The sequence below is a fragment of the Marihabitans asiaticum genome, assembly GCF_007828725.1.
GTDB lineage: Bacteria > Actinomycetota > Actinomycetes > Actinomycetales > Dermatophilaceae > Marihabitans > Marihabitans asiaticum.
This window is the reverse complement of record NZ_VIUW01000002.1, coordinates 440,295-454,545: the sequence shown is the minus strand read 5'-3', so window position 1 is coordinate 454,545 and position 14,251 is coordinate 440,295. Positions and strand designations below refer to the sequence as shown.

At 70.4% G+C, this 14,251-nt stretch carries 10 protein-coding genes and 1 riboswitch; of the genes, 6 read left to right on the top strand and 4 right to left on the bottom strand.

Features of this window, described 5'->3' with window-relative positions; translation table 11 throughout:
- The first annotated feature begins 19 nt into the window (after window positions 1-19).
- Both FB557_RS14545 and FB557_RS06715 read left to right on the top strand, forming a co-directional pair.
- Window positions 20-1,714, top strand: coding sequence for an ABC transporter permease (locus tag FB557_RS14545; protein WP_144856826.1), 1,695 nt, complete (start codon window positions 20-22; stop codon window positions 1,712-1,714).
- Window positions 1,711-2,790: an ABC transporter ATP-binding protein gene (locus FB557_RS06715; RefSeq protein ID WP_144856824.1), complete on the top strand. Its 1,080-nt coding sequence runs from the start codon at window positions 1,711-1,713 to the stop codon at window positions 2,788-2,790. The genes FB557_RS14545 and FB557_RS06715 overlap by 4 nt, the downstream gene beginning before the upstream one ends.
- Before the next feature lie 311 nt (window positions 2,791-3,101).
- Here FB557_RS06715 and FB557_RS06710 read toward each other — a convergent pair whose 3' ends face one another.
- A complete protein-coding gene (locus FB557_RS06710) occupies window positions 3,102-3,437 on the bottom strand; it encodes a ribonucleotide-diphosphate reductase subunit beta (protein WP_246074518.1) in 336 nt (111 codons plus the stop codon).
- Between the two features lie 13 nt (window positions 3,438-3,450).
- Window positions 3,451-3,563, bottom strand: a riboswitch (cobalamin riboswitch).
- A 342-nt stretch (window positions 3,564-3,905) separates the two neighbouring features.
- Here FB557_RS06710 and FB557_RS06705 point away from each other — a divergent pair.
- On the top strand, window positions 3,906-8,711 hold the full coding sequence (locus FB557_RS06705; RefSeq protein WP_144856822.1) for a DUF7927 domain-containing protein: 4,806 nt from the start codon (window positions 3,906-3,908) through the stop codon (window positions 8,709-8,711).
- Window positions 8,708-9,403, top strand: a complete 696-nt coding sequence (locus tag FB557_RS06700; protein WP_342778925.1) for a class F sortase — start codon at window positions 8,708-8,710, stop codon at window positions 9,401-9,403. The genes FB557_RS06705 and FB557_RS06700 overlap by 4 nt, the downstream gene beginning before the upstream one ends.
- Window positions 9,404-9,435: 32 nt before the next feature.
- Here FB557_RS06700 and FB557_RS06695 read toward each other — a convergent pair whose 3' ends face one another.
- Genes FB557_RS06695 through FB557_RS06685 form a run of 3 tightly spaced genes read right to left on the bottom strand, consistent with a single transcriptional unit; the run spans window position 9,436 to window position 11,386 of the window.
- Complete coding sequence (locus tag FB557_RS06695) at window positions 9,436-9,786, bottom strand: fluoride efflux transporter FluC (protein WP_144856818.1); 351 nt, start codon at window positions 9,784-9,786, stop codon at window positions 9,436-9,438.
- The gene (locus tag FB557_RS06690; RefSeq protein ID WP_144856817.1) at window positions 9,783-10,172 is read right to left on the bottom strand and encodes a fluoride efflux transporter FluC; all 390 of its coding nucleotides are present in this window, start codon (window positions 10,170-10,172) and stop codon (window positions 9,783-9,785) included. Before FB557_RS06690 ends, FB557_RS06695 begins: the two co-directional genes overlap by 4 nt.
- On the bottom strand, window positions 10,169-11,386 hold the full coding sequence (locus tag FB557_RS06685; protein ID WP_144856815.1) for a pyridoxal phosphate-dependent aminotransferase: 1,218 nt from the start codon (window positions 11,384-11,386) through the stop codon (window positions 10,169-10,171). The genes FB557_RS06690 and FB557_RS06685 overlap by 4 nt, the downstream gene beginning before the upstream one ends.
- A gap of 90 nt (window positions 11,387-11,476) precedes the next feature.
- Here FB557_RS06685 and FB557_RS06680 point away from each other — a divergent pair, with 90 nt between their 5' ends.
- Together FB557_RS06680 and FB557_RS06675 are read left to right on the top strand one after the other, a co-directional pair.
- Window positions 11,477-12,811 carry an MFS transporter gene (locus FB557_RS06680; RefSeq protein WP_144856813.1) on the top strand — a complete coding sequence of 445 codons (1,335 nt, stop codon included), beginning with the start codon at window positions 11,477-11,479 and terminating at the stop codon, window positions 12,809-12,811.
- Window positions 12,808-14,241, top strand: coding sequence for a pyridoxal phosphate-dependent decarboxylase family protein (locus FB557_RS06675; protein WP_144856811.1), 1,434 nt, complete (start codon window positions 12,808-12,810; stop codon window positions 14,239-14,241). Before FB557_RS06680 ends, FB557_RS06675 begins: the two co-directional genes overlap by 4 nt.
- The last annotated feature ends 10 nt before the right edge of the window (window positions 14,242-14,251 follow it).

Genomic DNA, 14,251 nt, shown 5'->3' with positions numbered 1-14,251 from the left:
GGCCCGGTCGGAGCGAGTGATGAGCACCCCCACCGAGCTGGTCGAGCCGGCGCCCGCCGCTGAAGGGGGCGGGCGGCGTCGCGGCCGCGCCCGCACGGAGGCGCGACGCCGCTGGCAGGCGGTCGTGCTGCTCGTCGCGGCGGCGTGCGTGCTGCCGATCGCGCTCGTCGTCCTCTCTCTGCTCAACCCCAGCCGTGAGGTCTGGGCCTTCCTCCTCGAGACCGGTCTGGGGTCGATGGCGCTCACGACGGTCGCGCTCGGGGTCGTCGTCGTCCTCGGAGCCACCGTGCTGGGCGCCGGTCTGGCCTGGCTCGTCGGGCGCTACACCTTCCCCGGTCAGCGACTCTTCTCCTGGCTGCTCGTGCTGCCGCTGGCGGTCCCGGCCTATGTCTCCGGCTTCGTCTACATCGGGCTGCTCGACCACCCGGGGCCGGTCCAGAGCGGGCTGCGCGCGCTCTTCGGCCCGGACGTGTGGTTCCCGCAGGTGCGCTCCTTCTGGCTGTGCGCGCTCGTGCTCGTCATGGCCTACTACCCGTACACCTACATCCTCGCCCGGGCGGCCTTGCGTGAGCAGTCCGAGACCACCTACCAGGCGGCGCGATCCCTCGGCGCCGGACCGCTCTCTGCGGCGAGACGGGTCGTGCTGCCGCTGGCTCGCCCGGCCCTTGCCGCGGGCGGGATGGTCGTCGCGATGGAGACGCTGACCGACTTCGCCACCGTGCAGTACTTCGGGGTGCGCACCGTCTCGGTCGGCGTGCACCAGGTCTGGGTCGGCATGTACGACCGGGTCGCGGCGAGCGAGCTGGCCGGGGTGGTCATGCTCTTCGCCCTCGCCGTCATCGCCGCCGAGCGGGTCGCCCGAGGTGGCGCACGCTTCCACCAGCACGGCGGCGGCCGCCCGCTCGGCCAGGTCCGGCTCACCGGTGGCCGAGCCGTAGCCGCGACCGGCACCTGCCTGGCCGTGCTCGCGATCACCGTCGGGGTGCCCCTGGTGCAGCTGCTCGCGTGGTCACGTCCAAGCGAGACCGATGTCGGTCTGGACAGCCGATTCCTCGGCTACGTCGGCAGCTCCGCCCTCGTCGCCGTCGTCGTCTCGCTCATCTGCGCGGCGATCGGTCTGCTGCTCGCCGGCGCCGTCCGGCTCGGCGGTGGCCGGGCCACCCCGTGGCTGGCCCGCGCCGCGACGATCGGCTACGCCGTGCCGGGACCGGTCGTCGCGATCGGTGTGCTGATCATCCTCTCCGCGCTCGACGGCCTGCTCGACGTGCTGCACATCTCGCTGGGGACCAGCCTGGTCACCGGCACCCTCGCCGGGCTGATCTACGCCTACGTCGTCCGCTTCCTCGCCCTGGCGTGGAGCAGCGTCGACGCCGGCATGGAGCAGGTCTCGCCCTCGATCACCGACGCGGCCCTGGCCCTCGGCGAGCGCCCCGGCGGGGTACTCCGCCGGGTGCACCTGCCGCTGCTGCGCCCAGGTCTGGGCGTGGCCCTCGTCCTCGTCGCGGTCGACGCGCTCAAGGAGCTGCCGATCATGCTGCTGCTGCGGCCCTTCGGCTTCGAGACCCTCGCGGTCTGGGTCAACCAGCTCGCCACCGAGTCCCGCTGGCACAGCGCCGGGCCGCCCGCGCTGACCATCGTCGCGATCGCGACGGTCCCGATCATCCTGGTCTTCCGTCGTACGCTGGCCATCCCCAGGAAGGAGGACCTGTCATGAGTGCGCCGGTCCTCGATCTCGACGCCGTGACCAAGCGTTTCGGCGCGACCACCGCAGTCGACGAGGTCTCGTTGCAGATGACCCCGGGTGAGGTGCTCGTCGTCGTCGGCCCGAGCGGGTGCGGCAAGTCGACGATGCTCCGGATCATCGCCGGCCTGGTGGGAATCGACGCCGGCACGGTCAGCCTCGCCGGCCGGGAGGTCGCCGGCGAAGGGGTCTTCGTCCCCGTCGAGGAGCGTGGCGTCGGCATCGTCTTCCAAGACCTCGCCCTCTTCCCGCACCTCAGCGTCGCGGACAACGTCGGCTTCGGTCTCGGTACGGCTCGGCGCGGGCGCGGGCGTCGTCGTGACGAGGGTCGGGCGCGGGTGGCTGAGCTGCTCGAGCTGGTCGGCCTGGCCGACAAGGCCGAGCGCTACCCGCACCAGCTCTCCGGAGGTGAGCAGCAGCGGGTCGCGATCGCCCGGGCGCTCGCCCTGCAGCCGCCGCTCGTGCTCCTCGACGAACCGTTCAGCCACCTCGACAAGGGGCTCTCGGCGCGGGTGCGAACCGAGGCGATGGACGCGCTACGGGCGGCCGGTGCGAGCGTCGTGCTGGTCACCCACGACCAGGAGGAGGCGCTCGCCGTCGGTGACCGGGTCGCGGTGATGCGCGACGGTGTCCTCGTGCAGGTCGGGACGCCGGCGGAGATCTTCCACGCCCCGGCCGACGAGTTCGTCGCGACCTTCCTCGGCGAGGCGGACTTCCTCGCCGGTGAGCGGCGGGGGAGCGCAGCGCTCACCGCGCTCGGCGAGCTGCCGGTACTCCCGGGGCCCGATGGGCGGGTGCAGGTGATGGTGCGCCCGCACGACCTCACGGTGCACCCACGCGCCCGTGGCCACCAGCTCGGCGGCGAAGGGGGAGTGCCCGGTCGGGTCGCGCGCGCCGAGTTCCGCGGTGGCCAGGTGATGCACCTCGTCACCCTCGCCGACGGGGTGAGCGTGCGGTGCCTCACCGACCATCGCGACGCCCAGCCGAAGGGAGCGGAGGTCCTCGTCCCGCGCCCGCTCGGGCACCCGTTGGTCGCGTTCCCCGCCTGAGGGTCTCCCGTCGAGGCTCGCTGGTGCTGCGCACAAGATCCGAATCTCCCTAGGCGTTTGACCAGACGCCTAGGAAATATCCCGGGCGGCTGACAGAAACCTAGGGAGATTCGGATCTGTGGAGCGGGGCGAAGGGGGGTGATCAGCCCTCGAAGGACTCCAGCTTCTCGTTCACCCGGCGGTGGGCCTGCCAGGTCGGGTGCTCACCGACGTCGACCCGGCCATGCCCGAGTAGGCGGGCGTACCCCCTTCGCCGGTCTTGCCTGTCGGTCGCCGATCCTTGAGGGATCGGCGACCGACGGGCGCTGCGGCTAGAAGTCCTCGTCGAAGCCGACCGAGCCGGTCACGCCGACCTGGTAGGCGGAGACCTTCCGCTCGAAGAAGTTGCTCAGCTCCGGGACGTCCTGCAGCTCCATGAAGGCCAGCGGGTTGCTCGAGCCGTAGATCGGCTCCAGCCCAAGGCGCTGCATCCGTCGGTCGGCGACGTGCTCGAGGTAGCTGCGCATGTCCGCCACGGACAGCCCGGCGACCCCGCCGCCGAGCAGGTCCTGCGCGAACTGCGCCTCCGCGTCGACCCCGTCGATGAGCATCTGGCGCACCTGCGCGGCCATCTCCGCGTCGAAGAGGTCCGGCTCCTCCTCGCGCACCGGACTCGTGGGCGTCTTGCGGCCTACTGGCCGTCGCTTCCCGAGGTGCGCTGGCACCTCAGTGCTGATGACGGCGGTCGTTCCCACTCACCGCTGCGGGACAGTCCCGGACTCTCACCGGGTTCCCTCTTGCCTCGCCGACTGCTGACTGCTCAGTACGCCGAACCAGCTGCGAGACACACCATAGCGGGAAATTACACCTATGCAACCACTAGATGTTGTGGTGTGGCCGGGCCGTGCGGTGGTGGGCGTGAGATGAAATGCAGGCGCATATCACATCTTCGTGAGTCCTATTCTCCCAACTGGCTGACAGGTCACTGGCAGAGGTCTACGGTGATTTTCGTCGTGGCATAGGGGCAGCGACACCGGGAAACAAAGGGGCATTTCATGTCGGGTGTGGGGCGACAGGCATCGACTCGGTCGAAGTTCAGTGCGCGGCGGCGCTTCCGGCGCCGTCTCTCACGTGGCGTGGCGGTGCTGGGCGCCGGTGTGCTGGCCACCAGCTGGGCAGCTCCCGTCGGGGCCGCTCCGGGGGACTCCCCGGTCGAGCTCAAGCTGACCGTGGAGGCGGTCGGGATCGACGAGGGCGCGACCTGGCGGACCGAGGTCTCCCTGGACCACGGAGCGGCCGAGCCGGTCAAGGAAGAGCTGACCGCCGTGGGAGCCGCGCAGGCGAGCACCTCCTTCCCCGACCTCGATCCCGGCAAGGTGAGCCTGAGCCTGAGCGAGGGAACTCTCACCTGCAAGCAGCCCGACCTCGACCCCTTCGGCAAGGGCTACCAGGTGGATCTGGCCACCACCGCGTCGCTGACCTGCCGCGTCGCCGACCTCGTCGGTGAAGCCCCCGCCGACGCGGCCCGGATGGCGGCGAGCGAGCCGGACGCTCCCGCGGAGGAGCCGGCCAAGGAGGAGCAGAAGAGCGAGGCTCCCGCGCAGGAGCCGGCCAAGGAGGAGCAGAAGAGCGAGGCTCCCGCGCAGGAGCCGGCCAAGGAGGAGCAGAAGAGCGAGGCTCTCGCGCAGGAGCCGGCCAAGGGCGAGCAGAAGAGCGAGGCGCCGGCGGAGGAGCCGGCCAAGGGCGAGCAGAAGAGCGAGGCGCCGGCGGAGGAGCCGGCCAAGGACGGGCAGAAGAGCGAGGCGCCGGCCAAGGACCAGGCCAAGGACGAGCCGACGAATGGCGAGTCCGCCAAGGACGAGAAGGCTGACGCGAAGGAGCTCCCCGAGGGACTGCCCAAGGAGTGCTACGACGAGTCCATGAGCGACGAGGAGCGGCAGCGCCTCGAGATCGACTGCTCGGGAGAAGAGCGAGGCATGGCGGCCCAGCGGGCGGTGCCACCGTCGACCGTCCAGAACCCGCCGCTGCCCCCTTCCTGCGCCATCGACGTGATGATGGTGGTCGACGAGTCCGGCTCCATCGCGCAGGCCAATGCTGAAGGCCAGATGAAGACCGCGATGAACTCGTTGTTCTCGGCGCTGAGCAACACCGGCTCGACGATGGCGATCACCTCGTTCTCGACGTTCGGCAACTCCGAGGTGTCGTTCACGCCCGTCGACAGCGCGTCCATCGCGACCACGGGTCCGTTGGGAGGGTATGCCAACAGCTACAGCGCCTTTGGGGGGACCAACTGGCAGGACGGTCTGCGTGAGGCGCGGGAGGTACAGCCCGCTGACGGCACGACCGAGCTCGTCCTCTTCCTCACCGACGGTGAGCCGAACTACTACGGAGATGCACCGCCGGTGCAAGGCCCCGGCAACGGGTACGACGTAACAGCTCGGAACCTTGCTGTCACGCAGGCCGACGCGATCAAGACCGCCGGCTCGCACATGTTCGTCGTCGGCATCGGCAATGTCCGCGAGGGCAACCTGCAGACCGTCTCCGGCGATGTCCGCTTCCCCGACGACGGCGCTCCCTTCGGCAGCTCCGACTACGCGGTCGTCCCGAACTTCGACGACCTCGAGTCGGCGCTGCGCGCGGCGGTGTACGCCCAGTGCGCCCCCGAGGTCATCGTCAACAAGCGCGTCGACACCGACGGCGACGGGGACTACGAGACTCCCGGTCAGGGCTTCGAGTTCGAGGCCGAGATCTCCGACATCAACACCGACGGTGGCGTCGTCGACTGGGTGCGCCCTGACGCTGCGGACAACGCCACCCCCGTGACGCAGTCCACCGGCACGAACGGCAGCGCTCAGTTCGAGTGGCGCTTCGGGTCGCAGGACGCGCCTCAGCCCGGGCAGCTCGACATGCGCATCGAGGAGACGCCCCGGCCCGGCTACACGTACATGGGAGCGACCTGCGAGGCCCGCCTTCTGGCGGCCGACGGGACCCTTGTGACCACCGACCTGGGCCGGTTCGCCGCCGGTGACCCCATCACGCTCAACGACATCCAAGAGCGCACCATCATCGAGTGCACGGCGGAGAACCGCGCCGACACCCGCGTCGTGCTGCAGAAGCAGTGGGCAGACGCCATCGCCGACGACAAGGCCACCTTGACGATCGAGGGAGGCGGCGAGACGACCAGTGACACCTCCACCGCGCCGGACGCGCCTACCGTCGACGACAGCGACGCCGACGACGCGCCGGACGCCGACAACTCGGCCGAGCTCTCCGTCCCCACCGGCACCGCCGTCACGCTGACCGAGTCCCTGGGCGGCAACGACGGCAACTACACCGCGACGCTCGCCTGCGTCGACGGCTCCGGCAACCCGTACACGGTCTCGTACGACGCGACCGCCCGCCAGGGTGAGATCGATACCACGAACGCCGCGGGTCAGACGATCACGTGCACCTTCGAGAACACCCTCCAGCGGTTCGACGTCACCCTGACCAAGGAGTGGGTCGACGGCGCAGAGGGCGACACCGCGGGCCTGACCATCAACGATGGTCCGACCGGAGATGACGCGGTCGAATCCGTCGTCGGCGAGGAGACCGCCGCTCAGGCGACCGTCCCCGTGAGCTTTGGTGACCCCGTCTCGGTGGCCGAGCTGCTCGGTGAGGACAACGCTGGTTCCTACGACACCTCGCTCTCGTGCGAGGGCACTGACGTGGACTACGAAGCAGGGGACCTCGAGGGCCAGTTCACGATGCCGGCCAACGACGTCGCCTGCACCTTCACGAACGAACGCCGGCAGGCCGGTGTCACGCTGACGAAGGAGTGGGTCGACGCCTTCACCGGTGACACCGCGGGCCTGACCATCAACGACGGACCCACCGGAGACGACGCCGTCGTGTCAGAGGTCGGCGCGGACCCGGCGAGCGTGACTGTTCCGGTCTCCTCGGGCGACCCGGTGACGGTGGCGGAGCTGCTCGGTAGCGACAACACGGGCACGTACGACACCACCCTTGCCTGCGAGGGGGTCGACCCGTCCTACACGGCCGGCAGCCTCTCGGGAACCTTCACGATGCCGGACAACCCGGTGAGGTGCGCTTTCGCCAACACCGCCCGTGGCGAGTACACCTACGCCAAGTCGGTCGACGTGGGTGACGGCGCCACCGTGCAGCCGGGTGACACCCTCGTGTACACGGTGACCGCGACCCACACCGGGGGCACCCGGGTGGACGACGTCGTCATCAGCGATGACCTCTCCGACGTGCTGGACAACGCCACGATCGGCACGATCACGGCGCCGGAAGGCACCACGGCCGAGCTGGCTGACGACGGTGAGACGTTGACGTGGACCATCCCCGCACTGTCTCCCGACGAGGAGCTGACGCTGACCTACGAGGTGACGGTGGACGACGACCAGTGGGGCGAGACGCTGCGCAACGCGGTGACCTCCACCGGTGGCGAGTGCGAGGAGGACTGCGACACCGAGAATCCGGTGCCGTCCTACGTGCTGGAGAAGTCGGCTGACGCTGCTGATGGTGAGCAGGTGGAGCCGGGTGACTCGGTGACGTACACGTTGCGGGCGACGAATGACTCTGATGCTGTGCTGTCGGGCCGGTCGGTGACCGATGACCTGACTGACGTGCTGGACAACGCCTCGTTCGATGAGGGGTCGCTCAGTTACGGCGAGGTGACGGATGGGTCGCAGGCTGTCCTCGATGGTGAGACGTTGACGTGGACGTTGCCGCGACTGGCTCCGGGTGAGTCGGCGACGGTGTCGTACACGGTGACGGTCAAGGCTGACCAGTGGGGTGAGTCGCTGCGGAACGTGGCCACGCCTGGTGACGACGACGGTGGTGAGTGTGTCGAGGACTGCGACACCGAGCATCCGGTGCCGAGCTACACGTTGAGCAAGTCCTCCGACCCGGCTGACGGTTCGTCCGTGGAGCCTGGCGACTCGGTGACGTACACGGTGCGGGCGACGAACGACTCCGATGCTGTGCTGTCGGGCCGGTCGGTGACCGATGACCTGACTGACGTGCTGGACAATGCCTCCTTCGACGACGGGTCGATCAGCTACGGCGAGGTGACCGATGGGTCGGCTGCTGTGCGTGACGGGTCGACGCTGACGTGGACGTTGCCGCGACTGGCTCCGGGTGAGTCGGCGACGGTGTCGTACACGGTGACGGTCAAGGCTGACCAGTGGGGTGAGTCGCTGCGGAACGTGGCCACTCCTGGTGACGACGACGGTGGTGAGTGTGTCGAGGACTGCGACACCGAGCACCCGGTGCCGAGCTACACGTTGAGCAAGTCCTCCGACCCGGCTGACGGTTCGTCCGTGGAGCCTGGCGACTCGGTGACGTACACGGTGCGGGCGACGAACGACTCCGATGCTGTGCTGTCGGGCCGGTCGGTGACCGATGACCTGACTGACGTGCTGGACAATGCCTCCTTCGACGACGGGTCGATCAGCTACGGCGAGGTGACCGATGGGTCGGCTGCTGTGCGTGACGGGTCGACGCTGACGTGGACGTTGCCGCGACTGGCTCCGGGTGAGTCGGCGACGGTGTCGTACACGGTGAGGGTCAAGGCTGACCAGTGGGGTGAGTCGCTGCGGAACGTGGCCACTGCTGGTGACGACGACGGTGGTGAGTGTGTCGAGGACTGCGACACCGAGCACCCGACGCCTGAGAAGCCCAAGCCCGAGGAGCCCACGCCTCCCAAGCCCGAGGAGCCCACGCCTCCCAAGCCCGAGGAGCCCACGCCGACGCACCCCACGCCGACGCACCCCGCGCCGACGCACCCTGCGCCGACTGTTCCGACAGGCGAGCTCGAGGTCGGAGGCCTCCCGGTCTGGACCGTGACCCTGGGCATGCTGCTGGTGCTCCTCGGAGGTGCTGGGGCCTTCGTCGCGGCGCGGTCCGGGCGCCGGGGAACTCACCGGCACGAGTGAGAGGTAGCTGGCGGGTCCTGCTGACGCTGTGCGCCGCAGTATGCATCGGAGTCGGTGCATGGCTGGTCGCATCAGCGGTCAAGCAGGACCCGTCGGCGCCGGCGCCATCACCGGCGACGGACTTCCGCGTCTCTGTTCAGGAGGCGGTGGACGACGGCGGGCGCCCTGTGGCCTTCCCCGACGGTGACCTCGGTCCGTACGTCAACCGTGACGAGGTCGAGCTGGGCCCCCCTTGGCAGCCAGCTCGCCTATTCGTCCCGTCGATCAGGGTCAGTGCCCCGATCGAGCCCCATGACGTGACCGCCCAGAACGCCATGTCGCTGCCGACGGACCTGCGCAAGGTCGGGTGGCTGGAGACGACCGCGTCCTTGCGATCAGGGAAGGGGACGACGCTGCTCGCCGGGCATGTCACGTTGGGCCGGCACGCAGGTGCGCTCTACCTCCTGGGTCAGGTCGGGCCCGGAGCCGAGGTCGTCACGACGGACGAGAGCGGCTCACCATCTCGATGGGTCGTCACGTCACGGCGGTCCTACCACAAGGCCGCCCTCCCGGAGTCGCTCTTCGAGGCCGAGGGACCGCGACGGCTGGTCCTCGTGACGTGCGGAGGAGAGCTGATCCGGAGCGCCGACGGCCACGCGACCTACGAGGACAACGTCGTGGTCACCGCCGATCCCCACCCAGACGCAAGCTGACTCGTTCACGGCCAGCACGTGCCGCTGACTGCTCAGAGCGTCATCGACCATCCGAGCATCAGGGCGGGGACGCTGAGCAGCAGAGTGCTCATCAGGTCTGCCACCGCGTGCCGGCGCTCCAGGTCGCGCCAGGCCTGAACGACCTCCAGGGTGTGGCTGCTGAAGGTGGTCAGCCCACCGCACAGGCCTACCCCGAACAGCGGCATCACCCAGTCCGGTCGCGACCCCCATCCGGCGATCAGACCGAGCAGGAAAGAGCCGAGCACGTTGACGACGAGCGTCCCACCGGCAGGGGTCGCCCCAGACCGCCGCGTCCACACGGACAGGCGCCACCGGAGCACCGCCCCCACGCCGCCACCCAGCGCCACCAGCAGCGGTGTCATGCCGCCCCACCCTGCACCGACGGCGTGATCAGCCGCTCGCCGGCCAGCAGCCCGAGGACGCACGCAGCGATCCCAAGGACGAGCGCCACAGCGACGTAGGGCACGCCGATCCCTCCCAGGGACAGCGCCTCGAGAGCGAAGGCGGAGTAGGTCGTCCAGCCGCCGAGCAGACCGGTGGCAGCGAAGGGTCGGACCCACCCGGGTGCGGCACGCACATCCAGCCAGGCGACGAGCAGCCCGATCGCGAAGGCGCCGGTGACGTTGACGAGGAGCGTCCCCCACGGCCACGGGTGCTGCGGCACGACCACGGTCAGCCCCCAGCGCCCGAGCGAGCCGATCGCGCCGCCTGCGGCCACGGCGAGGCCGAGGGGCACCCCTTCGCTCATGCGCGTCGCGCCTCGAGGAACTCCCCGATCCGCCCGATCGCCTCGGTGAGAACCTCCTCGTCGGGGAGGCAGACCACGCGGAAGTGGTCGGGCTCGAACCAGTTGAAGCCCGTCCCGTGGGTGACGAGGATCTTCTTCGCCCTAAGCAGGTCGATGACCAGGGCCTGGTCGTCCTCGACCGCGTAGACCTCCGGGTCGAGGCGGGGGAAGCAGTACAGCGCCCCCTTCGGCTCGACGCAGCTCACGCCGGGGATCTCGTTCAGCAGCCGGGAGGCCAGCTTGGCCTGCTCGTAGAAGCGGCCGCCGGGCACGATCAGCTCGTCGATCGACTGGTAGCCACCGAGCGCGGTCTGGATCGCGTGCTGGGCCGGGACGTTGGAGCACATCCTCATGTTGGCCAGCAGGGTCAGGCCCTCGAGGAAGTCGGCAGCCGCGTGCTTGGGGCCGGAGATCATCACCCAGCCCGCGCGGTAGCCGCAGACCCGGTAGGCCTTGGACAGCCCGGAGAAGGTCAGGCAGAGCACGTCGTCGCCGGCGAAGGACGCAGCGTGGTTATGCACCGCATCGTCGTAGATGATCTTCTCGTAGATCTCGTCGGCCATGACGACGAGATCGTGCCGGCGGGCGATGTCGACCAGGCCCTTGACCGTCTCCTCGCTGTAGACCGCGCCGGTCGGGTTGTTCGGGTTGATGATGACCAGCGCGTGGGTGTTCTCGGTGATCTTTGACTCGATGTCCGCGAGGTCGGGGTCCCAGCCGTTCTCCTCGTCGCAGCGGTAGTGGACGGGGGTGCCGCCCGAGAGCGCCACCGCACCGGTCCACAGCGGATAGTCGGGTGCGGGGACGAGGATCTCGTTGCCGTCGTCGACGAAGGCCTGGAGCACCATCGTGATCAGCTCGGAGACGCCGTTGCCGATGAAGACGTCCTCGACCGTGGTCTCGCGCAGACCCCGGGACTGGTAGTACTGCGCGACAGCCGTGCGGGCCGAGTAGATCCCCTTCGAGTCCGCGTAGCCCTGGGAGTCCGGCAGGTGCCGGGTCATGTCGGCGACGATCGCCTCGGGGGCCTCGAAGCCGAAGGGGGCGGTGTTGCCGATGTTGAGCTTGAGGATCTTGTGCCCCTCGGCCTCGAGCCGCTGGGCCTCGACGAGGATCGGGCCCCTCACGTCGTAGCGGACGTGCTGCAGCTTGCGGCTCTGGGTGATCGGGCGCATGGGTGCATCTTCCCAGGCTGCGGTGGAGGAGCACACCTCGGTTTCGTCCGTCCCGCGGTGCCCTGATCGCCGCCGCACTAAGGTCGGGGAATGACGCAGGCGGAGCTGCCCGGTCGGGTGCGAAGGGGGTACGGCCTCGGCTCGGTCGCGACCGGCTCCTTCGGGACCGTGCCGGGTCTGCTGCTGCTGCCCTACCTCACCGACCGGCTGGGGGTGGCGGCCGGCGTCGCCGGGCTCCTGGTGCTGCTGCCCAAGGCCTGGGACGTCCTCCTCAACCCGATCGCGGGACGCATCTCCGACCGCAGCACCCACCCGGCGGGCCTTCGCCGCCCCTTCCTGATCCGGGCAGGGGCGGCGCTGGCGATCCTCTTCGTCCTGCTCTTCGCCGGACCGACCGGACCGACCTGGCTCGCCGCCGTCTGGGTAGCACTGGCCTTCCTCGGCTGCGCCACCGCCTACGCGTTCTTCCAGGTGCCGTACGTGTCCATGCCGGCAGAGCTGACGACCGACTACGTCGAACGCACGCGACTGATGACGTGGCGGGTGGCGATCCTCGCCCTGGCCATCCTCGTCAGCGGCGGGGTCTCCCCGGCGATCCGGGACGCGGTGGGTCCGGAGTGGGGCTACCGGGCCGTGGGGGCGTTCGTCGGCGGACTCATCCTGGTTGGGGCGCTGGGGGCGTGGTGGGGGACGAAGGGGGTGCAGCCGGCCACCCACGTGGCCGCGGGCGGGACCCTCGCGGAGCAGCTGCGGGTCGTGGCGGGCGCCAGGGACTTCCGCTCGTTGCTCACCGCCTTTGCGCTCCAGGCTCTGGCGACGGGGACGATGCTCGCCGGCGTCGACTACGTGGCCCGCACGGTGCTCGGTGACCCGGGCGCCTCGACCATCCTCTTCGTCGCCTTTGTGGCCCCCGCCCTGCTCGTCACCCCGGTGTGGGAGCGGATCGGCGCCCGGATCGGCAAGAAGGCCGGCTTCGTCGCTGCCTCGCTCCTGCTCGCCCTCGGTGCCGTCCTGGTCTACGCGCTCCACGGGCTGGGAGTCGTCGCCGTCGGCGCTGCACTGACTCTCGTGGGCATCGGGTATGCGGGCGCCCAGATGTTCCCCATGGCGATGCTGCCGGACGTGGCAGCGGTCGACGCCCAACGCACCGGCGAGAGCCGGGTGGGGGTCTACACCGGGGTCTGGACCGCGGGGGAGACCCTCGGCCTGGCCCTCGGGCCCGGCGTCTACGCCCTCGTGCTGACCCTCGGCGGCTACGTCTCCTCCACCGACGGCCTGGCCTCCCAGCCCGGCTCGGCGGTCACCGCCATCACCCTCGGCTTCACCCTGCTGCCGGCCGCGCTCGCCGTGCTCGCGCTGATCCCCCTTCGCTCCTACCGCATCGACGAGGCGGCCGTGACCGCCGCCACCGAGGAGGCCCGATGACCATCCTGGACCCGAGCACCCGCTCGACCGCGCAGCAGATCAGGGAGGCGCTGGCCACCCTGCGCGCCGCCGACCTGCCCACCCACGGCGGGCGCACCCTGAGCTATGTCTACGACTCCGGCATCGCCGAGGCCGACGCGATCGGGCGGGAGGCGGTGGCAGCGTTCGGGGCCACCAACGGGCTCGACCCGACCGCCTTCCCGTCCTTGACCGCGATGGAGACCGACCTGGTCGGCATCGCCCGAGAGCTGCTGCACGGGCCCGAGGCGAGCGTCGGGGTCGCCACCTCCGGCGGCACCGAGTCCCTCATCCTCGCCGTCCTCGCCGCCCGGGAGTCCCGACCCGACGTCGAAGCGCCACGCCTGGTCGCACCGAGCACCGTGCACGCGGCGATCCACAAGGCCGGCCACCTGCTCGGCGTCGCCCTCGACCTGGTCCCGGTCGTGCCGGGCAGCTACCGGGCCGACCCGGCCGCCATGGCCTCGGCGATCACCGACGACACCGTCCTGGTCGTGGCCTCGGCCCCGTCCTACGCCCACGGCGTGGTCGACCCGGTCGAGCCCGTCGCGGCGGCGGCCGCGCAGCGCGGCGTGCGCTGCCACGTCGACGCCTGCATCGGCGGCTGGGTGCTGCCCTTCCTCGACGGGGTCTCGCCCTGGGACTTCGCGGTGCCCGGCGTCACGAGCGTCTCGGTCGACCTGCACAAGTACGCCTACGCGCCCAAGGGTGTCTCGCTGCTGCTGCATCGCGACCCCGACCTGCGACGCGGTCACTTCTTCGCCGCCGCCGACTGGCCCGGCTACACCGTGCTCAACACGACTTTGCAGTCGACCAAGTCCGGCGGGCCGTTGGCGGCGGCCTGGGCCGTGGTGCACGCGATCGGGCTGGACCGATACGCGGAGCTCGCGGTGGTGGCACGGGCGGCCACCCAGGAGGTGGCCGACGCGGTCGCGGCGATCGACGGCCTGGAGGTCGTGGTCCCGCCGGACTCCACCCTGCTGGCGCTGCGCACCGACGGCAGCTGCGACGTCTTCACCATCGCCGACGAGATGAAGGACCGGGGGTGGCTGGTCCAGCCGCAGATGGGCTTCGCCGGCGAGGCGGCCACGCTGCACCTGAGCCTGTGCGCGGCGACCGCCCCGGGGGTCCCCGACCTCGTCGCTGACCTCGCCGCGGCGACGGGGCAGGCTCGCGGCCGGGGTCCGGTCCAGGTCGACCCGCAGCTGGCCGCGGCGGCCGGCCAGATCGACCCGTCCGGGCTGGACGACGCGACCCTGGACGGGCTGCTGGCGATCGCGGGGCTCGGGGGCGAAGGGGGAGCGGTCACCCTGCCCGACCGGATGGCCGAGGTCAACGCGCTGCTCGACGCGGCGCCGCCTCGCCTGCGCGAGGCGTTGCTGACCGCGGTGCTGGACCGGCTCACCCGGTGAGGCGACACTA